The organism is Polaribacter huanghezhanensis (assembly GCF_030444335.1).
Classification (GTDB): Bacteria; Bacteroidota; Bacteroidia; order Flavobacteriales; family Flavobacteriaceae; genus Polaribacter; species Polaribacter huanghezhanensis.
The window spans coordinates 1,131,332-1,153,240 of the sequence record NZ_CP128595.1 but is presented as its reverse complement, the minus strand read 5'-3'; the positions used below and the strand labels follow the sequence as shown (position 1 = coordinate 1,153,240).

At 32.5% G+C, this 21,909-nt stretch carries 17 protein-coding genes; 3 read left to right on the top strand and 14 right to left on the bottom strand.

All coding sequences use genetic code 11. The features are described 5' to 3' along the window. Positions 1-39: 39 nt before the first annotated feature. Positions 40-1,626, bottom strand: a complete 1,587-nt coding sequence (locus KCTC32516_RS05455; RefSeq protein WP_301402553.1) for a vitamin K epoxide reductase family protein — start codon at positions 1,624-1,626, stop codon at positions 40-42. A 306-nt stretch (positions 1,627-1,932) separates the two neighbouring features. On the opposite strand from KCTC32516_RS05455, the gene KCTC32516_RS05450 reads away from it, so the two are divergent. Both KCTC32516_RS05450 and KCTC32516_RS05445 read left to right on the top strand, forming a co-directional pair. Then, the gene (locus KCTC32516_RS05450) at positions 1,933-2,217 is read left to right on the top strand and encodes a helix-turn-helix domain-containing protein (RefSeq protein ID WP_301402552.1); all 285 of its coding nucleotides are present in this window, start codon (positions 1,933-1,935) and stop codon (positions 2,215-2,217) included. A 304-nt stretch (positions 2,218-2,521) separates the two neighbouring features. Beyond that, on the top strand, positions 2,522-4,879 hold the full coding sequence (locus tag KCTC32516_RS05445) for a TonB-dependent receptor (protein ID WP_301402551.1): 2,358 nt from the start codon (positions 2,522-2,524) through the stop codon (positions 4,877-4,879). A gap of 56 nt (positions 4,880-4,935) precedes the next feature. Here KCTC32516_RS05445 and KCTC32516_RS05440 read toward each other — a convergent pair whose 3' ends face one another. The 13 genes from KCTC32516_RS05440 to KCTC32516_RS05380 all read right to left on the bottom strand — a co-directional run bounded on the left by KCTC32516_RS05440 (position 4,936) and on the right by KCTC32516_RS05380 (position 21,270). Next, entirely contained in the window at positions 4,936-5,145 is a 210-nt protein-coding gene (locus tag KCTC32516_RS05440; protein ID WP_301402550.1) for a YgaP family membrane protein, read from the bottom strand. Positions 5,146-5,178: 33 nt separating this feature from the next. Then, positions 5,179-5,571 (bottom strand): rhodanese-like domain-containing protein, encoded by a 393-nt coding sequence (locus KCTC32516_RS05435; RefSeq protein WP_301402549.1) that lies wholly within the window; start codon positions 5,569-5,571, stop codon positions 5,179-5,181. Positions 5,572-5,576: 5 nt separating this feature from the next. Beyond that, positions 5,577-6,989, bottom strand: coding sequence for an MBL fold metallo-hydrolase (locus KCTC32516_RS05430; protein WP_301402548.1), 1,413 nt, complete (start codon positions 6,987-6,989; stop codon positions 5,577-5,579). Positions 6,990-7,004: 15 nt separating this feature from the next. Then, positions 7,005-8,732, bottom strand: a complete 1,728-nt coding sequence (locus KCTC32516_RS05425; protein WP_301402547.1) for a SulP family inorganic anion transporter — start codon at positions 8,730-8,732, stop codon at positions 7,005-7,007. A 172-nt stretch (positions 8,733-8,904) separates the two neighbouring features. Next, a complete protein-coding gene (gene ruvB / locus KCTC32516_RS05420; protein ID WP_301402546.1) occupies positions 8,905-9,927 on the bottom strand; it encodes a Holliday junction branch migration DNA helicase RuvB in 1,023 nt (340 codons plus the stop codon). A 128-nt stretch (positions 9,928-10,055) separates the two neighbouring features. Beyond that, a complete protein-coding gene (locus tag KCTC32516_RS05415) occupies positions 10,056-11,825 on the bottom strand; it encodes a cytochrome c oxidase subunit I (protein WP_301402545.1) in 1,770 nt (589 codons plus the stop codon). 32 nt (positions 11,826-11,857) lie between these two features. Further along, positions 11,858-12,865 (bottom strand): cytochrome c oxidase subunit II, encoded by a 1,008-nt coding sequence (locus tag KCTC32516_RS05410; protein WP_301402544.1) that lies wholly within the window; start codon positions 12,863-12,865, stop codon positions 11,858-11,860. Between the two features lie 26 nt (positions 12,866-12,891). Then, positions 12,892-14,295 carry a quinol:cytochrome C oxidoreductase gene (locus tag KCTC32516_RS05405; protein ID WP_301402543.1) on the bottom strand — a complete coding sequence of 468 codons (1,404 nt, stop codon included), beginning with the start codon at positions 14,293-14,295 and terminating at the stop codon, positions 12,892-12,894. A gap of 26 nt (positions 14,296-14,321) precedes the next feature. After that, positions 14,322-14,876 carry a c-type cytochrome gene (locus KCTC32516_RS05400; RefSeq protein ID WP_301402542.1) on the bottom strand — a complete coding sequence of 185 codons (555 nt, stop codon included), beginning with the start codon at positions 14,874-14,876 and terminating at the stop codon, positions 14,322-14,324. 10 nt (positions 14,877-14,886) lie between these two features. Continuing rightward, on the bottom strand, positions 14,887-15,411 hold the full coding sequence (locus KCTC32516_RS05395; protein WP_301402541.1) for a DUF3341 domain-containing protein: 525 nt from the start codon (positions 15,409-15,411) through the stop codon (positions 14,887-14,889). Then, a complete protein-coding gene (gene nrfD / locus KCTC32516_RS05390; protein ID WP_301402539.1) occupies positions 15,404-16,798 on the bottom strand; it encodes an NrfD/PsrC family molybdoenzyme membrane anchor subunit in 1,395 nt (464 codons plus the stop codon). Before nrfD ends, KCTC32516_RS05395 begins: the two co-directional genes overlap by 8 nt. Positions 16,799-16,819: 21 nt before the next feature. Next, positions 16,820-19,954 carry a TAT-variant-translocated molybdopterin oxidoreductase gene (locus KCTC32516_RS05385; protein WP_301402538.1) on the bottom strand — a complete coding sequence of 1,045 codons (3,135 nt, stop codon included), beginning with the start codon at positions 19,952-19,954 and terminating at the stop codon, positions 16,820-16,822. A gap of 29 nt (positions 19,955-19,983) precedes the next feature. Continuing rightward, complete coding sequence (locus KCTC32516_RS05380) at positions 19,984-21,270, bottom strand: cytochrome c3 family protein (RefSeq protein WP_301402537.1); 1,287 nt, start codon at positions 21,268-21,270, stop codon at positions 19,984-19,986. Positions 21,271-21,492: 222 nt separating this feature from the next. Here KCTC32516_RS05380 and KCTC32516_RS05375 point away from each other — a divergent pair, with 222 nt between their 5' ends. After that, positions 21,493-21,843 (top strand): SPOR domain-containing protein, encoded by a 351-nt coding sequence (locus KCTC32516_RS05375; protein ID WP_301402536.1) that lies wholly within the window; start codon positions 21,493-21,495, stop codon positions 21,841-21,843. Positions 21,844-21,909: the final 66 nt, after the last annotated feature.

The window sequence follows — 21,909 nt, the reverse complement described above, 5'->3', positions numbered from 1 at the left end:
AGACACTCAAGGTTTATGTCTATTCCTCGCGAGAGAATATTATATTTCTTCTTCTATGATGTCATCAATAAAAAAAGAAATGTCTTTTTTGTTGTATTCTTTTGGGAATAAATACCCATTTATAAATACTGCTGGTGTAAAGTTAACCGCATTATTTGTACACCATTCTTTTGCTTTTTCTAATTCAGAAACATAATTTAAAAATGTTGTAGATTTCCATTTTTGCAACCAAACTTCTGGTTCTGTATCTGAATATATTTCATCTAATACTTCTAGTGTTTTTTCTTCATTCTGATTGGCATAAATCTCTAACAATTGATTTGAGATTTCCAATCCTACATTTGTTTCTGGATTTGAAGTGTTGACATTAAACCGTATCATTAATTGAATGTCCTCTTTTCTGTTTTTAAGAATCTCATGGAAAATTTGATGTGCTTCTTTACAAAAGAAACATGTAGGATTTGTTACCAAAACAATCTTTAATTTTGCATTTTTATTTCCTAAAACAATTTCATGAATTCCTGCAATGGTCATTTCTTTTTTATCAGAAGATTTTAAAGCAGTAATAAACAAACTAGAGTTTCTCTTAAATTTATAATGTTCTAACTGTAAAACGTTAAACTCTTGTTTCTTTTTAAATCCTGTTTTTAATTCAGTCCAAAAAATACTTAATGCCAAGAAACTAAATAAAGATACTATTATTTCTGTACTATTAAATGCGAAAGATATATTTGCAAAAAACAACACTATTAATCCTTGTATAAACAACACTCCTAAAACAATTAAACATAATGGACACCATTTTTTTATTACGCGCCATTGATAATAAATTGAATATGGAATAAACAGCAAAGACAAAACACTCAAATTATAAAAGAATTGATTACTTGTTTCTGATTTTGTTAAACTAAATAGAAATATTGATAGAATGATGCTTGAAAAATAGACAAGACCAACATCACTTAATTTAAAAACACCAAAAATTGTTGCGCCTTTTGAGTTTAGCACATCATCACAGCTATTATTTTCTGATGCTTCACAAAACCTATCTAAACTTTTAGAGTGCAACCCTAACTCTTTTTGCACAAGCAATATACTTATATAAAAACCTATTATCGAAATCGACAAATAACCATAACCAACTACACTTAAAGTCTTTATAATTAAAACTCCAGCAACTACCAAAACAAAAACTCCAAGAGCCAGTGGTTTTAATATAGATTTACTATTAGAATTATTTCTAACAACGTTTTCATTTTTTTCTATCGCCACAACAACGCCTGTCCACAAACCAACAAATTCTTTGTGTGATAAATTCTTCGTTGTTTTAGCACTGTAAATTAATTTTAAATCATTGTTTTTTTTTACTACTAAAACAATTTTTTTAATATTTTCTTCTTTTATATGAGCCAAAAAAGTATCTGGTAATTCAGCAATTATAGAAATTTCTTGAGGCAATTCTGCTGCAATATTTTCAATTTTAAAATGATCAAATAAATCAGTTATGGCGTTGATACTTGGAAAATATGGATGGGTTAATAATTGCAAATGCAATTCTTCTTTGTTAAAAATAATTTTATTAAAACCAAGAAAAGATTCAATGATTTGTTTTAATTCTTTTTCCATTTATTTTAGGTATAATTTACTATTTTTGCTGCGAACAAAAATGACATTCATTGTCTATTCTTCGCGAGAGAATTTGTTCTTTCCCAACATTTTTATGTTGGGTTTTTTGTTTAGGTATGATATCTAACCAAAGCTACAAACATATCTTTCTTGAAACTATAGCTATAAGCTATAGTTTATAGCAAATATGTCTCACTGTTTTCCGTTAGTCTATTTTGCTATAAATATCACGGAAAACAGTGAGTTGTTTTCAAAAAAAAAAAAAGTACTTTTGCTCTGAAAAAGTAAAGTAACTTACTATCAGCTATGGATAATACTAGCAGCACTACTGAAGAATTAAAAAACATTAGACAAAGAATAAAAAGCATCAGGTTTAAAAAAGGGTTGACCCAAGATAACATGGCAAGCATGTTAAACGTAAGCCAAAATGCTTATCATAAATTAGAAAATGGACATTGTAGAATGTCTCTTCATAAATTTATTGACATTTGTAAGGCTTTAGAAGTGGAGTTTATTGAATTAGTTAATGGTCCTGAAAAAATTTATACCTTTTCTAAATTTTATAAAAAACCTGAGGTAAAAGAACTTTAAATTAATTGCTTTTTTTTGTTTCACATTTCAAAAATCTAATCTACTTTTGCAATGTTCTCATAAAGGGGTGCTGCAAGGCTGAGATCATACCCATTGAACCTAGAACAGGTAATGCTGTTTAGGAAAATCGAACTTCACTAACAAACGATAGTTGTCAGTTCGAGCGGAGTCGAGAACCTAATTACCTCTCGACTCCGCTCGAGGAGACATTTAAAAACTATGTTTTTAGAAAGTTCTAAATTAATTATTCACTATTAATCACAAGAATAATTACCTCTTTTTATTCGTTTTAAATTTTTTTAAAATGAAAAAAAACATCTTTTTTTTATTCTTGTTTACAAGCATGCTTGTAAACTCCCAGAGTTTTATAATCTCTGGAAAAATTGTCGATGAAAACAAAGAGCCATTAGTTAGCGCTACTGTTTTTATCAAAAATGCAAATAAAGGAACTTCCTCTGATTTTGATGGAAAGTATCAATTGAAGATTCCTGAAGGAACTTACAAGATTGAAGTCCGTTTTATTGGCTACAAATCAACATCAAAAACGGTGACAATTAGCAATCAAAATGTGGTTGTAAACTTTGATTTACAACCAGAAGAAAATGTATTAGATGAGGTGTTGGTTGCTGCAGTTCGTGTAAAAGCAAACTCGCCCGTAACACATTCCAATTTATCAAAAAAGGAAATCGAGAAACGTAATTTAGGACAAGACATTCCTATTTTATTGAACTATTTACCTTCTGTTGTTACCTCTTCGGATGCTGGCGCAGGAATTGGTTATACCTACATTAATGTGCGTGGTTCTAACGCAGAACGCGTCAATGTTACCATTAACGGAATTCCGTATAACGATGCTGAAAGTCAAGGAACTTTTTGGGTAAATATGGGCGATTTCGCTTCTTCTACACAAAGTTTGCAATTGCAGCGTGGCGTTGGAACATCAACAAACGGAACGGCGGCATTTGGTGCAAGTTTAAATATTTTAACCGATGCGATATCAGAAAAACCGTTTGCAGAAATTTCAAATTCTTTTGGTTCTTTCAACACTAAAAAACATACGGTAAAATTTAGCACAGGAAAAATAAATGAGCATATAGAAATTGCTGGTCGTTTGTCAAAAATTTATTCTGATGGTTATATTGATAGGGCTTTTACAGATTTAAAATCGTACTTTTTACAAGCTTCTTATATTGATGAAAACACCTTGATTAAAGCAATCACTTTTGGCGGAAAAGAAAAAACCTATCAAGCTTGGGCAGGAATTGATGCTGCACAATTAGCCGCTAACAGAAGACAAAATCCGTATACGTACGAAAATGAGATTGACAACTACCAACAAGATCATTATCAATTGCATTGGAACGAGAAATTGACTGAAAATTGGTCTACAAATATTGGATTGAACTTTACCAAAGGTCAAGGTTATTTTGAGCAATACAAAGCTGATAAAAAACCTTCTGATTATGCAAATATAGTGGTTGCTACAAACAATGGTAAAACAGATTTGATTGTTCGTCGTTGGTTAGACAATACCTTTTATGTGGCTAATTTTAATGCTACTTATAAAAAAGAAGGATTAGAAATTATCTCTGGATTTTCTTATAGCAACTATTCAAACAAGCATTTCGGAGAAGTAATTTGGGCAAAACAATTTGCAGCAACAGCAACTATTAGAGATAAATACTACGAAAGTAATTCTAAGAAAAATGATTTTAGCATGTTTTCTAAGGCTACTTTTAAAGTTGGTGAGCACATCAGTTTTTATGCCGATGTACAATACAGAAATGTCACTTTTAAAACCAATGGATTAACATCGGATAGAAATCCGATTGCAATAAATGAAAATTTTGGTTTTTTCAATCCAAAATTTGGAGCGACGTATCAATTAAATGAAAATCAACATCTGTATTTTTCTTTTGCAGTTGCCAATAAAGAACCCAATAGAAACGATTTTGAAAATGGAATTACAACTCCAGAAAATTTAAACGATTACGAGTTGGGTTGGCGCTTAAAAGACGAATCGATTACCTTAAATACCAACGTGTATTATATGTTGTATAAAAATCAATTGGTATTAACTGGAGCAATTGATGGCGTTGGCGCTCCGGTTAGAGCAACAAGCGGAAAAAGTTATCGTTTAGGTTTAGAAATTGATGCCGATATTAAAGTATCTAATCAGTTTAATATCAGACCAAATATTGCTTTTAGCGATAATAAAAATGCTGCTTTTGTTTCTTCAATAAACGGCAATTTAACCGCTTTAGGAAATACAACTATTTCGTTTTCTCCTGCTATTATTGCTGGAAATGCATTGGTGTATTCTCCAACAGAAAATCTACAATTTTCGTTCTTGTCTAAATATGTTGGCAAACAATTTATGAGCAATTTAAACAGCGCTGTTTCAGCTAATGACGTCTTAAAAAGTTATTTTACTTCAGACATTAACTTTACTTATGTTTTAAAACCAAAAAGTGTTTTTAGTGAAGTTGTTTTTACGGGATTGATCAACAATATCTTTAATAAAGAATATGTAGATAGAGGTTATTATTATACCTATGATGATACTTGGTCTGTGCCAAATAAAACCACAACTTTAGATGGCGCAGGGTATTACCCGCAAGCAACACGCAATTTTTTAGTTGGAGTTACATTAAAATTTTAGAGGGAATTTATATTGAAAAAGAAACAAAAAACCCGATGCAAAGCATCGGGTTTCTTTTACTTTTTAACTTTACAGGAATTAATTCCGAATATAGAAAATAAAGGACATCTACTTGTTAAAGCAGTAATCAACAAAACGATAGCAACTGCCCAAAGAACATAAGCAACCCAAGCTATTTCAAATTCTTGGCTATACGCAAAGTAAGCAGCAATTAAAGCTAAAACAACTCTAATTACCTTGTCAAGAGTTCCAACATTTTTAGTCATATCTTTTAATTTAAGTTAATATTTAGTGTGCATTTATTTTTCTATTTCTAATTTTTTAGCAGACCAAGCTCTAAAACCTCCTAAAAGATTATACACTTTGGTAAATCCTGCTTCTTTATATATTTTTGCGGATTTAGCACTTCTACCACCAGACGCACAATACACTAAAACTGGTTTTGATTTATCTAATCCTTCAAAAGCTTTTTCTTTAAAATCTGCCGCCATATAATTAATCAACTTGGCATTTTTTATATGTCCATCATTAAACTCTGCCGGAGTTCTAACATCAATTAATTGTACTCCTTTTTCAGAAATAAGTTGTTGAAATTTTTCTACGTTTACATCTACAACTATTGCTTCTTTTTTTTCTTGACTTTTGCAAGAAAGAAATCCTAAGAACAAACAAACTACGATAATTTTTTTCATTTTTTTTATTTTAAAGTTGATGGACAAACAGTTTCTGCCCGTATAATTCCAGTTTTTTTAATCGCTTTATATCCGCCAGCGACATCAATAACATTATGCATTCCTCTCGCTTTTAAAATTGATGAAGCAATCACAGAACGATAACCGCCTGCACAATGTACATAAAAATTTTTGTCTGTTGGAAACTCATTAATATGACTATTTAAGTAATCTAACGGCGTACTTGGTACGTCTAAAATATGTTCATTTGCATGTTCTCCAGGTTTACGGACATCAAAAACCGAAACATTATTTTCGTTTATTTCTTTTTCTAAAATTTCGGCAGAAACAGATTTTAATGTATCAACTTCTTTTCCTGCATTTTTCCAAGCAGAAAAACTTCCGTCTAAATACCCTAATGTATTGTCAAAACCAACACGAGAAAGACGAATAATTACTTCTTCTTCTCTTCCTTTTGGAGCAACGATTAAAATAGGTTGCTCAATATCTTTAATCAAGGCGCCAACCCAAGGTGCAAATCCACCATCAATTCCGATAAAAATTGAACGCGGAATAAACCCTTTCATAAATTCTGATTGATGACGCACATCTAAAATTAATGCATCCGTTTCGTTGGCAATTTTTTCAAAATCCTCAACAGAAAGTGCGGTTGTTCCTTTGGTAATAATTTCATCAATATGTTGATACCCTTCTTTGTTTAATTTTACGTTTAAAGGAAAATACGCTGGCGGAGGCAATAATCCATCCGTAACTTCTTTTACAAATTCTTCTTTGGTCATATCAGCTCGTAACGCATAATTGGTTTCTTTTTGATTGCCAATAGTACCAACAGTTTCTTTACTCAAGTTTTTACCACAAGCAGAACCTGCTCCATGCGCTGGATAGACAATCACTTCATCTGCTAAAGGCATAATTTTAGTACGCAAACTATCAAACAGAAATCCTGCTAAATCTTCTTCTGTTAAAGTTCCTGTTTTTTGTGCTAAATCTGGTCTTCCAACATCCCCTAGAAATAAGGTATCGCCACTAAACAACGCATAATCTTTTCCGTTTTTATCTCTTAACAAATACGACGTACTTTCCATAGTGTGCCCTGGAGTATGAAGCGCGATAATGGTGATATCACCAATTTTAAATTCTTCATTATCTTTAGCTATATAAGCTTCGTAATTCGTTTCTGCATTTGGTCCAAATACAATTTTTGCACCTGTATTTTTTGCAAGCGTTACATGTCCGCTTACAAAGTCTGCATGAAAATGTGTTTCAAAAATATATTTAATTTTTGCATTGTCTTTTGCTGCTCTCTCCATATATGGAGATACTTCTCTTAAGGGATCTATAATTGCAACTTCTCCGTTACTTTCTACATAATACGCACCTTGCGCTAAACAACCTGTGTAAATTTGTTCAACTCTCATAATTTACTTTCTTCTTTATTTATAGGTATGATGAATATATTCAGCATATTTTATTTGATGTTCTCTATCGCCCGTTTTATAAAACTTTACTGCTGTAAAAATGTTCATAAAAAAGTGATTGATGTCTATACTATTTAAGATTCCTGCTCTAAACAAGGTATCTCTAACGGGGCCTTTTACTCCTGCAAAATAAACCGTAATTCCTTTTTTCTTGTAAAAATTAATGCGTTCAATTAGCATTTCTACTCCAGTGCTATCAATTCTATTGATACTTTCAGCATCTATAACAATCAACTTTAATGCCTTGCCTTTTTTCTCTGCCAAATCGTCTAAATTGTCTCTAAAATAACTCGCATTTGCAAAGAATAATTGTGCGTCAAATCGAATGACTAAAACATCTTCTTCGATAATTACATTCTTAAATCGTTCACTATTTTTATAAAAATCTGAGTCTGGAACGGCACCTAAAACTGCAATATAAGGTTTAGAAGTTCTAAAAATTAAAATGATTATTGACATTCCAACTCCGACAAAAATTCCGTATTCTATTCCTAAAAATAGTGTTGCTAAAAACGTTGTTAGTAATAAAGAGAAGTCTAATTTATTTGCTTTCCATAAATGAATCCCTTCTTTTACTTTTACCAAACCAAAAACAGCAACAATTATAATAGCTGCCAACACTGTTTTAGGTAAAAAATAAAAAATGGGTGTTAAAAACAATAAGGTAATTACAACCATTGCAACGGAAACTAAGGCTGCCATTCCGGTTGTTCCACCAGACTCTTGATTAATTGCCGAACGCGAAAAACTTGATGCTGTTGGATATGCTTTAAATAACGAACCTGCCATATTTCCTAATCCTAAAGCAATTAATTCTTGATTTGGTCGTATTCTATATTCGTCTTGTTTTGCTTCTAAAGATTTTCCGATAGAAATGGTTTCTAAAAACCCAACTAAAACTAAGGTTAAAGCAATTGGTAATAATTCTCTAATTTGTTGAAAATCAATTTCAGGAATACTAAATGATGGCAAACCAGATGGAACTTCTTTGATAATTGCTACATCAAACAAACTTTTTCCTAAATATTTAATTGAAAGTATTCCGAAGATGACAACAATTAGCGCATTCGGAATTTTTTTGTTTATTTTTCGAAGTGATAGTATAATGATGATGGCAACAAAACCTAAAATTGTAGTATGTGTGTTTAAGGTGGAAATATTATTCCACACATCTTTTATCACATATTGTATTTGATTGCTGCGTACAAAATCGACTCCAAATAAGTTTCTAAATTGATTGAATCCAATAATTAGCGCGGCGGCAGATGTAAATCCGGTAATAACGGGTTTCGATAAAAAATTAACAATAAAACCTAAACGAAAAACGCCCATTAAAAATTGAATTGCGCCAACGACCAATGCTAATAAAATAGCGATTGCAATATAACTATCAGAACCTGTTAAAGCCAATGTTGAAACTCCAGCAGCAACAATCAACGAATCCATTGCAACTGGGCCGATTGCCACTTGTCTAGACGAGCCAAAAACAGCATACATTGTTTGCGGAACCAAGGCGGCATACAACCCATAAATTGGCGGTAAACCAGCAATTAACGCGTAGGCAATTCCTTGCGGAATTAAAATAATTCCCACAGTAATTCCTGCTATAAAATCTCCTTTAAACCTAGAAGTTGTATAGTTTGGTAACCATTCTAATATGGGTATTATTTTTTTAATATTCATTTTTCCCAAATCAAGAAAAGAGAAATTAGTATAAAAAATAGTATTCTATAATTTTTCTAACTCTTGAGTTTATTTATCCTTTTTTCACCCTCGAAACACAACTAAAAATCATGTCTCTTGTCTCTTGTCTCTTGTCTCTTGTCTCTTGTCTCTTGTCTCTTGTCTCTAAAAGCTAAAACAATTCTCCTTGATTGATTCCTTTTTCTTTCCCAAGATGATTGTAAGCCGCTTCTGTAACTTCTCTTCCTCTTGGCGTTCTCATAATAAATCCTTCTTGTATTAAAAAAGGCTCGTATACTTCTTCAATCGTTTCTGCATTTTCTCCAACTGCTGTTGCTAGTGTAGAAATTCCTACAGGTCCGCCTTTAAATTTATCAATTAAAGTAGTTAATATTTTAGTATCCATTTCATCCAACCCAAAAGCATCTACACGAAGTGCTTTTAATGCATATTGTGCAATTTCTATGGTAATGGTTCCATCTCCTTTGATTTGAGCAAAATCTCTTACTCTTCGTAACAGCGCATTTGCAATTCTTGGAGTTCCTCTGCTTCTACCAGCAATTTCTATTGCTGCTTCCATGGAAATAGGAACTTTTAATATTTCTGCACTACGTTGAACAATGGTTGTTAATAATTCTTTTTTATAATAATTTAATCGACTACTAATTCCGAAACGTGCTCTCATTGGAGACGTTAATAATCCAGAACGAGTTGTTGCGCCAATTAATGTAAATGGTTCTAAATTGATTTGTACTGTTCTGGCATTTGGGCCAGATTCAATCATAATATCAATTTTATAATCTTCCATTGCAGAATACAAATATTCTTCTACAATCGGACTTAAACGATGAATTTCATCAATAAACAATACATCTCTTTCATCAAGATTGGTTAGCAAACCTGCTAAGTCTCCTGGTTTGTCTAAAACAGGCCCGGAAGTAACTTTAATTCCGACATTTAATTCATTTGCTAAAATGTGTGCTAAGGTGGTTTTCCCTAAACCTGGAGGTCCGTGAAACAAGGTGTGATCTAAAGCTTCATCTCTTTGATTTGCTGCTTCCACAAATATTTTAAGATTTTCTATTGCTTGATCTTGACCTGTAAAATCATCAAACGAAAGAGGGCGTAGTTTTTTTTCTACATCCAATTCTTCATTTGAAAGATTTGTGTTTTCAGGATTTAAGTGTTCATTCATACTTACAAAGATAACTGAATTTAAATTTTCATTAGGTAATAAATGTTACACTAAACACATATTACAAAAACTCTAAGATACAAAAAAGCCTTTCCAAATTGGAAAGGCTTTTTTAATTTTTATAATTCTTAAGATGGATCTTCTCCATCTTTTAATGGTGTTGTTTGTAATACAAAGTCTTCGCCATGAGTATACTCTCCATTCTCATCAACTTTACTGTAATCGTAAGGCCAACGGTGTACTTCTGGAATTTTACCTGGCCAGTTTCCGTGAATAGCTTCAATTGGCGTTGTCCACTCTAATGTATTTGCTTTCCAAGGGTTTTGTGTTGCTTTTTTACCTCTATAAATAGAGATAAAGAAATTTGCTAAGAAAATTAGCTGTGCCAAACCTCCTAAGATTGCAAATAATGTAATGACAACATTTACATCTGCTACATCATCAAACATTGGAAAATTTGTATTGGTATAATATCTTCTTGGTAATCCTGCTAAACCAATAAAGTGCATTGGGAAAAATACCCCGTACGCAGCAGTAATTGTCAACCAGAAATGCCAATATCCTAATACTTTATTCATCATTCTGCCATACATTTTTGGAAACCAGTGATACACACCAGCAAACATTCCAAAGATTGCAGATACTCCCATTACTAAATGAAAGTGAGCAACTACAAAATACGTATCATGAACATTAATATCTAATGCCGAATCTCCCAAAACCAAACCAGTTAAACCTCCAGTAACGAAAGTAGAAACAAATCCGATAGAGAATAACATCCCCGTATTCATCTGTAAATTTCCTTTCCACAGCGTTGTTATCCAGTTAAAAGCTTTTACTGCTGATGGAATTGCAATTAATAAGGTTGTAAATGTAAATACGGATCCTAAGAAAGGATTCATCCCGGAAATAAACATGTGGTGACCCCAAACAATAGTTGATAAAAATGCAATTGCTAAAATTGAACCAATCATTGCTCTGTAACCAAATATTGGTTTTCGTGAGTTTACCGCAATAATTTCGGAAACAATTCCCATTGCAGGTAGAATAACGATATATACTTCTGGATGTCCTAAGAACCAGAATAAATGTTCAAATAAAACTGGTGAACCTCCTTGATAATGTAAAACTTCTCCACTGATAAAAATATCTGACAAGAAGAATGAAGTACCAAAACTTCTGTCCATAATCAATAAAAGTGCTGCAGATAATAATACAGGAAAAGATACAACTCCAATTATAGCAGTAACAAAGAAAGCCCACATTGTTAAAGGCAATCTTGTCATTTTCATTCCTTTTGTTCTTAAGTTAAAAACAGTAACGATATAATTTAAAGATCCTATTAAAGAAGAAGCAATAAATATCGCCATAGATGTAAGCCATAAAGTCATTCCTAATCCAGATCCTGGAATTGCTTGTGGCAATGCACTTAATGGTGGGTAGATGGTCCATCCCGCTGATGCAGGTCCAGCTTCTACAAATAAAGAAACTAGCATTATTATACTAGAAATAAAGAATAACCAGTAAGAAATCATATTTAAAAATCCTGACGCCATATCTCTAGCACCAATCTGTAAAGGAATTAATAAGTTAGAAAATGTACCACTTAAACCAGCAGTAAGTACAAAAAACACCATGATTGTACCGTGAATTGTAACTATGGCTAAGTATATATCTGGGCTCATAACTCCATCTGTTTGATGAGTTCCTAGAAAAGCTTCAATAATTGAAAATGATTTTTCTGGCCATGCAATTTGCAAACGAAATAACATTGACATAAACACTCCAATAACTCCCATAAACATACCAGTTATTAAAAACTGTTTAGAAATCATTTTGTGATCTTGGCTAAAGATGTATTTTGTTACAAATGTTTCTTTATGATGATGTTCTGACATATCTTCTTTTTTATTATCTACTTTAAAATATCTTATTTAATAACTTCTGCTAATGTTGGTTGTTCTGCAATCCACTTATTAAAAGCGTCTTCTTCTTGAACAACTATTTTCATTTGCATATTAAAATGCGAAGCTCCACAAATTTTATTACACAATAGTATAAAATCAAATTCGTAGTGGTCCTCGCCTTTTGCAGCACGTATTTTATTAATATCTGCTGTTTTAGCAATTACTTCTGATTGCTGACGCATTTCTTCGGTGGTAAACTTTGGTGTAAAACCAAATTGGGTAACCATTCCTGGAACACAGTTCATTTGTGCTCTAAAGTGTGGCATATAAGCTGAGTGTAAAACATCTTGAGAACGGAATTTAAAAATCACTTTACGCCCTTTTGGCAAATGAATTTCTGTAACCTGCTTATCGTCTTGCGCATTTAAATCAGACATATCAACACCCATTGTGTTAATTCCTTTGATATAATTTACGTTTCCTCTACCAAGTGCATTGTCATCTCCTGCATAACGTGCTTGCCAGTTAAATTGTCTTCCGTAAACTTCTATAATTAATGGATCTTCTTCATTAGATAAATCCATTACGTTATTCCATTGCCATAATCCGTAACCAATTAAAACAACTAAAACGACTGCTGGTGTAATGGTCCAAATTGCTTCTAACTTATGGCTATCAGCATAAAATAACGCTTTCTTATCTTTTTTCCCTCTGTATTTATATGCAAAATAGAATAATAAAAATTGCATTATAAACTGAACGACTCCGATTAAAATAAATGTAATATCGAATAAATTATCATCATGTTCTCCTTCAAAAGAAGCAGATTCTGGCAACATTAATACATTCATAAAAATTAAGCAATAAATCATCATTGCATAAAAGAATGCTGTGAACCAAAGAAATATTTTTCCTTGTGTATCATTATCTTTGTCTGAAGCAATTACTGATCTTAAATCTAAAATTCTTGTGATTTGCCAAAAGCTTACACCGATTGCAACAGCTATAAAAATATAAAATAAAGCTAGCATATTATTTTGTCTTAATTATTTAATTATTAATGATGATTTTCTTCTCCTTCGTGTTCAATATTGTAATAGTGGTAATGTTCACTTTCGTGCAAAAATGGATTGCCTTTTGCTAAAGGTGCTGCATTAGCAAATGCTCTGAAAGTAACAAATATAAAGAGTCCAATAAAAAATGCTAATGCACTTAATTCTGGTATTCCAATAAACCATTGATCGCCAACTGTTGCTGGCATAATCATTACAAATACATCTATGTAATGCCCTGTTAAAACTACCAATCCGCCAATGACAACAAACCATGCTTTACTTTTAAAGTCACTATTCATTAATATCAGTATTGGAAATACAAAGTTCATCACAAGCATTCCTAAAAATGGCAATTTATATTCATTAAACCTTGCAATGAAATAAACGGTTTCTTCTGACATGTCTGCATACCAAATTAGCATAAATTGTGCAAACCATAAGTACGTCCAGAATACACTAAATCCAAATATATATTTAGCTAAATCGTGTAAATGGCTATCATTTACAAATGGTAGATGTCCTTTAGAGCGTAAGTAAATCGTTACAAATGCGATAACTGTTAAAGCACTTACTAATAAAGTAGCTAACACATACCATCCAAATAAAGTTGAGAACCAGTGTGGGTCTAATCCCATAATCCAATCCCAAGACATCATAGATTCAGTAATCATAAAGAATACTAAAAAGATAACAGACGCGTGGTAGTTTTTCTTATATGTTTTATTTTCATCATTTGCAGTGTCTTCTGCTATCGATAATTTTCTTGTAAAGAAACGATACACGTTCCATCCTAATAAGTATACAATACTTCTAATTGCCCATCCTGGGATATTTAACCACCAAGACTTCGCATCAATAATTGCATCATAATTTGGACTTGTAGGATCTACAGTTCCTTCTGCCATCCAAGGAAATAAATGATTTATATGACCTACAGAAGTCATAATAAGAACAAACATTAAAATACTTGCAGGAACTAAGTTTGCTGAAATTGCTTCCATCACTCTAAAAAGAACAATAGACCAACCTGCTTGTGCTACTCTTTGTATTGCATAAAATGCCAATACTAATAATGAAATTCCTAAAAAGAAAAATAAAGCTACATAACTCGCAGCCCAAGGTCTGTTTTGCAAGGCGTGAAATACATGTTCTGCATGTTCCTCATCTGCATGTTCCTCATCTGCATGAACCTCTGTTGTTTCATGCTCATCTGTTTTTGCGTGTGAATCTACTGGAGCTTTATGAGTAGTTACTTCTGTTTCATGACCATCATGTTGACTTGCTATAATTTCTTTAGCATCTTCAACTGTTTTTGGTGCAGTTAAAAAGCTATATCCAACACCCAATGCTCCAATAATCATTAAAGCAATTGAGAATGTTTTTAATTTACCTGAGAATTGATACATATCTTTTAATTCTATCTTTTAAAGACTTATTTTAATAAATCGTTTCTTAGTTTTTCTACATAGTGAACAACTTGCCAACGTTCTTTTACGGTTAATTGAGATGCATGAGAACCCATAATTCCTCTACCATACATAATTACGTGATAAATACTTCCTTCTGTAATAGCTCTATCTTTATAATTTGGAACTCCACTAAACTTATCTCTTTGAACTAAAACACCATTTCCATCTCCTTTAACTCCATGACAAGTTGCACAGTAAATTCCAAACATTTTTTTCCCGTTTGTCATATTTGCCTCAGTATCTTCTAATGGAGATTTTAATTCTTTTAATGCAGCATTATATCCTTCAGTAGTATTTGGGTAATCATAAGGCACTTGTCCTCTAGCGATTGTTCCTTCAACTGGTTTTAAATTAGAACCATTTGGATTGTCATTTAATCCATTAGCTCCATTTGGTTCATAAGGAACAGCTACATACATATCTGGCATGTATTGTACACTTCGCGTACGTTTGTCTCCACAAGAAACAATTGTTACTAGTGCTATTAAAGCGAAAATTATTTTTGTAAAATTCTTCATCGTCTCTTTATTAGTGCTTTTCTACTACGTTTATTTCTACAGCGCCCGTTTCTTTTAATAATGCTATTAATTCTTCTTCATTATTATGAACAGGAATTTCCATTAAAAAATGATCATCTGTAGTTCTTGGATCTGGGTTTTCAGCTTCTTTAAATGGCCAAATTCTACTTCTCATGTAAAAAGTAATTACCATTAAATGAGCTGCAAAGAAAACTGTTAATTCAAATAAAATTGGCACAAATGCTGGCATATTTAACCACCAAGAAAAGTTTGGTTTCCCTCCAATATCTTGTGGCCAATCTTGAATCATCATATAATTAGTCATCCAAATTGCAGTACCCAAACCTAATACTCCATACATAAATGATGCAATAGCAATACGTGTTGGTGCTAAACCCATGGCTTTGTCTAATCCATGAACCGGAAAAGGACAAAATACTTCTTCAATATGATGATGTGCTGCTTTTACTTTCTTAACAGCGTCAAGAACAACTTCATCATCATTATAAAATGCGTGTATAACTTTATTACTCATGATTTCCGTCTCTTAATTTTTTATAATTTTCTCCTGAAGATTTCAAAATCGTTTTTACCTCTGCTTGTGCAATTACTGGGAAAGTTCTTGCATACAGTAGAAACAATACAAAGAAGAATCCAATAGTTCCAATAAAGATTCCTATATCTACAAATGTTGGTTCAAAACGCCACCAAGTTGATGGTAAATGACCTTTACTTAATACAATTGCGATAATATCAAAACGCTCAAACCACATTCCAATATTAATGGCAATAGAAATGATAAAAGAAATAATAAAACTTCTTCTAAACTTCTTAATCCATAATAACTGTGGAATTGCAATATTAAATAATATCAAAGACCAAAATGCCCAAGCATAAGGACCCGTTGCTGCTCCAACAGACATATATGTGTAATTCTCGTAAGGAGAACCTGTGTACCAAGCAATAAAGAATTCTGACGCATATGCAACAGCTACAATACCACCTGTTAAGATGATTACCATATTCATATATTCTATATGTAAACGAGTAATGTAGTTTTCTAAGTTGGTTACTTTACGCATAATTCCCAACAAGGTTTGTACCATTGCAAATCCAGAAAAGATTGCACCAGCTACGAAATATGGTGGAAAAATTGTTGAGTGCCATCCTGGATTGATTGATGTTGCAAAATCCATCGATACAATTGTGTGTACAGAAAGTACTAATGGAGTTGCTAAACCTGCCAATACTAAAGATACTTCTTCAAAACGTTGCCAGTCTTTTGCTCTTCCAGACCATCCAAAAGATAATAACGAATAGATTTTCTTTTGAAAAGGCTTTACTGCTCTATCTCTAATCATTGCAAAATCCGGTAATAAACCTGTCCACCAGAAAACCAATGATACTGATAAATAGGTTGAAATTGCAAATACATCCCAAAGTAATGGTGAGTTAAAGTTTACCCATAATGATCCAAATTGATTTGGAATTGGCAACACCCAATATCCGTTCCATGGTCTTCCCATGTGGATAATTGGAAATAATCCTGCTTGAAAAACAGCAAAGATTGTCATTGCTTCAGCAGAACGGTTAATTGCCATTCTCCATTTTTGGCGGAATAATAAAAGTACAGCAGAAATTAACGTACCGGCATGACCAATACCAACCCACCATACAAAGTTTGTAATATCCCAAGCCCATCCTATGTTCTTGTTCAATCCCCAAACTCCAATTCCTGTTCCTACAGTATAGAAAATACATCCAAATCCCCATAACATTGCTGCTAAAGAAATATAAAATGCTATATACCAATTTTTATTTGCCTTTCCTTCAATAGGTCTTGCAATATCTTCAGTAATATCGTGGTAACTTTTATCACCTAATATTAATGGTTCCCTAATGGGTGCTTCGTAATGAGACATCTGCTATATCTTAATTTTTAATTACGCTTCGTTTGTATTATTAACCTTTACTTGATACACTACATTTGGTTTTGTACCAATATAATCTAACACGTGGAAAGCTCTTTTATCATCTTTTAATTGTGCAACTGTATCCTCCGGATTATTGATATCTCCAAATACCATTGCTCCTGTTGTACAAGCTGCTGAACATGCTGTAGAAAATTCATTTTTATCAATTTTTCTACCTTCATTTTTTGCTTTTAAGATGGTAGCTTGAGTCATTTGAATACACATAGAACATTTTTCCATAACTCCTCTAGAACGAACTACAACATCTGGATTTAACACCATTTTACCGTATTCATCATTCATGTTAAAGTCAAACTCGTTATTATTACTGTATTGAAACCAGTTGAAACGACGAACTCTATATGGACAGTTGTTTGCACAATATCTTGTTCCTACACAACGGTTATATGCCATTTGATTTTGACCTTGACGACCGTGAGATGTTGCTGCAACAGGACAAACCGTTTCACACGGTGCGTGATTACAGTGTTGACACATCATTGGTTGAAAAGCAACCGTAGGATTTTCTGCTGTAGTTTCTATAGTAGCAAATAAATCTCCACCACTTAATTCAAGAACTTTTTCAGCATATTTTCTTTCTAAATCTTTGTCTGCAATATTTGGATATTTTTTAGAAAACTCCGCTATTGTTATTTTTCCTTCTTTTGAACCCACTTCACTAGCTTCAGAAGAATAATATCTGTCAATACGCAACCAGTGCATATCTCTACCAACTCTTACTTCGTGTTTCCCAACAACCGGAACATTATTTTCTGCATGACATGCAACTACACAAGCTCCACATCCTGTACAAGATGTTAAATCGATTGATAAATTAAAATGATGACCAATGCTACGATCTTGTGCATCCCAAAGATCTACAGAATTTGCTTCTACTTCTTTGTGATTTAATGATGCCATTGCTGGTTTATTCCAAGTCTCTTTTGGATCTAAAGAATGATCATTTAATTGCGCTAAAGTAGCTTGTTTTAAAATGTCGTGTCTTCCTGCAATTGTTTTTTGTACTTGTGTACATGCAAACTTATGTGTTCCGCTCGCTTTTTCTATAGAAACACCTGTTTGTATATAATTTGAATTGAAGTATAATGGAAATGCATTTACTCCAACAACCATTGCATCTTTTAAGTTTTGAGTTCTTCCATATCCTAAAGCTAAACCAATAGAACCATTTGCTTGTCCTGGTTGAACCATCACTGGAATATTAGAAACTGTCACTCCATTTACAGTAATATTTGCATATTGCCCGTCGATTGCTCCATTATCTTGCACCGGATTAGAAAAACCTAATTCTCTAGCATCTGGCATAGACATGGTAATATAATTATCCCAAGCTGCTCTTGTTAATGGATCTGGCAATTCTTGTAACCATGGATTGTTTGCTTGTTTACCATCACCTAAAGCGATTGACGTAAACAAGTTTAACTCCATACTAGAAGAGGTTGTTTTTTTATTTAAGCTAGAAACTGCTGCTGAAATATCTACAGATTTTGCAGCAACTGAATTAGAAGCAGCTTTTTTAAATGTTCCATCATGCAATGCTTGACTCCATGATTTTCCTTTTAATATATTTGAAGCCCAAAAAGCTTTTAAATAATCGTAATAAGAAGTTGAGTTTCCAGACCAATTTAACAATACATCTTGTAATTGACGAGAATTAAATAAAGTCTGAATTGTTGGTTGCACCAAACTATGAACACCTGAAGTTAAACTAACATCGCCCCAAGATTCTAAGAAATGAGACATTGGTAATGCAAATTCTGTTGCACTTGCTGTTTCATCAAATTGTTCAGATAACGCAACCGATAATTTTAATTTACCGATTTGTTTCGCAAAATCACTTCCGTTTGGTAAAGAGTACACCGGATTTACATTGTGTGTAATTAACCCTTTTACTTTTCCTGATTTCATATCAGCAACGAATTCAGCAACATCAGCATCGTTTCCTTCTCTGATAGTATTCGTTGTAGCCGCATCCATTACCCTACTTTGCAATGCAATGTTAATTGCCATTGCAATTATTTGAGCATTTTTATCATTTAAACCAGTAACTACAACTCCGTTTGCACCAGCTTTCTTTAACTGATCAGCTGCTTTCTTTATTTCTGCATCAACAGGTGTTGCTTTAGAAGATAAACTAGAACTAGTTACGTGATTGTATAAATTGATTAAAGCAAAAACTTGTTCAGAGGGTTTTAAAAGAACTCTTTTATCTGCATTTGCTCCAGTTAATGTCATGTTAGATTCAAACTGAATATGACGAGACATTTTACCTTCTGCAGGTTTTCTACCTTCTGTATAACTTTTATCATAACCACCTTGCCAATCTCCTAAGAAATCTGCTCCAACAGAAACAATCACTTTTGCTATATCAAAATGATATGTTGGTAAAGAACGTGTTCCGTAAAAAGCTTCAAATGCATCTAAAGCTCCAGATTCTGATACTGCATCATATACAACATGTTTTACATTTGGAAATGCAGTTGTAAATTCTGAGATAATTTTTTCTGTAGATGGACTTGCCAATGTTCCTGTTAATAAAACAACAGCTTCATTTGCAGTTTTTAAATCATTTAATTTTTTAGCTATTTGAGTATTTGCGTCCTCCCAAGTTAAAAAAGATTCTCTGTTTTGAGGTTCTTTTAAACGTAATTGATTATCATATAAAGATAAAACCGAAGCTTGAACACGCGCATTTGTTTTTCCGTTAGCTTCTTTATTTGGCATTACTAAAATAGGACGACCTTCTCTCGTCTTTACCAAAATATTTGCGAAGTCATAACCATCTGCAATTGTTGTTGCATACCAATCTGCAAGACCAACTGTAATATCATCTGGTTTTATCACATACGGAATAGATTTTCTAACAGGGCCCTCACAAGCAGCTAAAGATGCAGCTGCAGTTGTAAATCCTACATATTTTAAGAAATCTCTTCTTGTTGTAGATGATGCTTCTAAAGTTTCTTTATCTCCTAAAAATTCATCTGTTGGAATTTCTTCTACAAATTCATTTTTACTTAGCGTTTCAACAATAGAACCTTCTTTAAGTTCCTCAACACTTTGCCAGTATTTTTTGTTTGAAGCCATGTATATACTTGTTTTTTACTTTCTAATTATTAATAGTGACATTTACCACATTCTTTTCCACCTAATTGAGCAACTGTTACAGACTCAACACCATATTTTTTAGACAACTCTTCGTGGATTTTAGTGTAATATGCATTTCCTTTTAAATCTACCTTTGTTTGTTTATGACAATTGATACACCAACCCATTGTTAATGGAGAAAACTGATATACTTCATCCATCGTCTCAACCGGACCATGACATGTTTGGCATTTTTGATTACCTGCTGTTACGTGTTGTGAGTGATTAAAATATGCAAAATCTGGTAAATTATGAACTCTAACCCATTTAATAGGCTGTGTTTTTCCTGTATATGTTAAATTATCTGCATCCCAACCAGCAGCTGTATATAATTTTTGAATTTCTTTGTCTAATTCTTTTTTACCCATATTCATAGATTCAATCTTAGTATCATCTGCAACTTCTGAAATATTTTTATGACAATTCATACAAACATTTGCTGATGGAATCCCTGAAGTTTTACTATGCTTTGCTGATGAGTGACAATATTGACAATCTATTTTATTATCACCTGCATGAATAGCATGCGAAAAAGCAATTGGCTGAATTGGTTGATATCCTTCATCAACACCAATTTGAAATAATGTTCCAAATAACACATAAGCAGTTGTTAAGGCTAAAAAGATGGTAAGTAACACATGTAAAAATGTATTTCTTTTAAACCCAACCCACAACTCTTGTACATTTGCTAGTAACCCTGGCGTTTTTGGCGCTCCTTTTAATAGGCTAATCACTTTTAATAAGTTAGCAATAATTAAAAGACCAATTACAATAATTGCAATTAGAATTCTAGTTAACCACGGAGAAGCTTCTTTTTCTACGACAACAGTAGCATTACCTCCTGCAGGTGCCGCTTTTTTAGGCTCGCCAACAGTAGTATAATAAAGAATGTCTTCGATATTTTTATCTGTTAACTGAGGAAAGGTTGTCATTGCTGCACCATTGAACTCCTCAAAAATTGCAATAGCATCTGCATTCCCAGAAGCTCTAAAAGCATTGTTATCTTTAATCCAAGATTTTAACCAAGCTGCATCTTTTTGTTCTTCAATCTTACCTAAAGCCGGCCCAATAAACTTTTTATCAAGTTTATGACACGAAGAACATAATGATTTAAACAATTTTCTACCTTCTGATTGTCTTGCCGCATCTACAGTTGCTTGCGCATGCATAGAAAGACTCATTGAAAAAATTAAAAGGAAAGTAAAACTTTTTAGTAGTAATCTGGTTAATTTACTGTGTTTTTCCACACTTTTCATATTATAAAATATAAATTTTCTATCTAGTTTGATGCTTATATTAAATTCAAAATCTAAATAAACAGATGTTTGAACAGCTCCACAAAAGTAGCATTTATCTCCAAATTTTGAAATGCTAATATAATGTTAATTCATAATTTATATCGATTCTAAATAAAGGTGAATACTAAACTTGTATGAAACAAGTTGTTACTTTTGTAAAAAAGTTTTTAAATGATGAATATGAAATCAATTTTTGTGTATTTTTTATTTACAATTATTATTGGAATAACGAATGTAAATGGGCAAACAAACACGAGTAACGAGGTAAAATCTCTTATTAAAAAGAAGATAGAGTACAACAAAAAAAATGGCTATGGGTTTAGAATTCAGTTAGAAAGCGGACATGAAACTGCAATTAAAACTACGCAAAGTAAATTTAGAATAGAGCGTCCAACAATTAAAACCTATATTTTATTTGAATCTCCAGAATGGAAAGTGCAAGTTGGGGATTACAAAACTAGATTGGAAGCTGATAAGATTTTAAATGAAATTAAAAAGAAATTTCCATCGGCAATTATTGTTCCTAGATAAAAGATAAAAGTACAAACAAAAAAAGGAGCGAATATTCGCTCCTTTTTTTATGCTTATAATTGATTG

Excerpts from the sequence above, each read along its gene's own strand:
- KCTC32516_RS05380 (WP_301402537.1), bottom strand. The coding sequence starts at position 21,270 with ATGAAAAGTGTGGAAAAACACAGTAAATTAACCAGATTACTACTAAAA.
- KCTC32516_RS05400 (WP_301402542.1), bottom strand. The coding sequence starts at position 14,876 with ATGAAGAATTTTACAAAAATAATTTTCGCTTTAATAGCACTAGTAACA.
- ruvB (WP_301402546.1), bottom strand. The coding sequence starts at position 9,927 with ATGAATGAACACTTAAATCCTGAAAACACAAATCTTTCAAATGAAGAA.
- KCTC32516_RS05395 (WP_301402541.1), bottom strand. The coding sequence starts at position 15,411 with ATGAGTAATAAAGTTATACACGCATTTTATAATGATGATGAAGTTGTT.
- KCTC32516_RS05455 (WP_301402553.1), bottom strand. The coding sequence starts at position 1,626 with ATGGAAAAAGAATTAAAACAAATCATTGAATCTTTTCTTGGTTTTAAT.
- KCTC32516_RS05425 (WP_301402547.1), bottom strand. The coding sequence starts at position 8,732 with ATGAATATTAAAAAAATAATACCCATATTAGAATGGTTACCAAACTAT.
- KCTC32516_RS05445 (WP_301402551.1), top strand. The coding sequence starts at position 2,522 with ATGAAAAAAAACATCTTTTTTTTATTCTTGTTTACAAGCATGCTTGTA.
- KCTC32516_RS05430 (WP_301402548.1), bottom strand. The coding sequence starts at position 6,989 with ATGAGAGTTGAACAAATTTACACAGGTTGTTTAGCGCAAGGTGCGTAT.
- KCTC32516_RS05440 (WP_301402550.1), bottom strand. The coding sequence starts at position 5,145 with ATGACTAAAAATGTTGGAACTCTTGACAAGGTAATTAGAGTTGTTTTA.
- nrfD (WP_301402539.1), bottom strand. The coding sequence starts at position 16,798 with ATGTCTCATTACGAAGCACCCATTAGGGAACCATTAATATTAGGTGAT.
- KCTC32516_RS05415 (WP_301402545.1), bottom strand. The coding sequence starts at position 11,825 with ATGTCAGAACATCATCATAAAGAAACATTTGTAACAAAATACATCTTT.
- KCTC32516_RS05405 (WP_301402543.1), bottom strand. The coding sequence starts at position 14,295 with ATGTATCAATTCTCAGGTAAATTAAAAACATTCTCAATTGCTTTAATG.
- KCTC32516_RS05385 (WP_301402538.1), bottom strand. The coding sequence starts at position 19,954 with ATGGCTTCAAACAAAAAATACTGGCAAAGTGTTGAGGAACTTAAAGAA.
- KCTC32516_RS05375 (WP_301402536.1), top strand. The coding sequence starts at position 21,493 with ATGAAATCAATTTTTGTGTATTTTTTATTTACAATTATTATTGGAATA.
- KCTC32516_RS05435 (WP_301402549.1), bottom strand. The coding sequence starts at position 5,571 with ATGAAAAAAATTATCGTAGTTTGTTTGTTCTTAGGATTTCTTTCTTGC.
- KCTC32516_RS05410 (WP_301402544.1), bottom strand. The coding sequence starts at position 12,865 with ATGCTAGCTTTATTTTATATTTTTATAGCTGTTGCAATCGGTGTAAGC.
- KCTC32516_RS05450 (WP_301402552.1), top strand. The coding sequence starts at position 1,933 with ATGGATAATACTAGCAGCACTACTGAAGAATTAAAAAACATTAGACAA.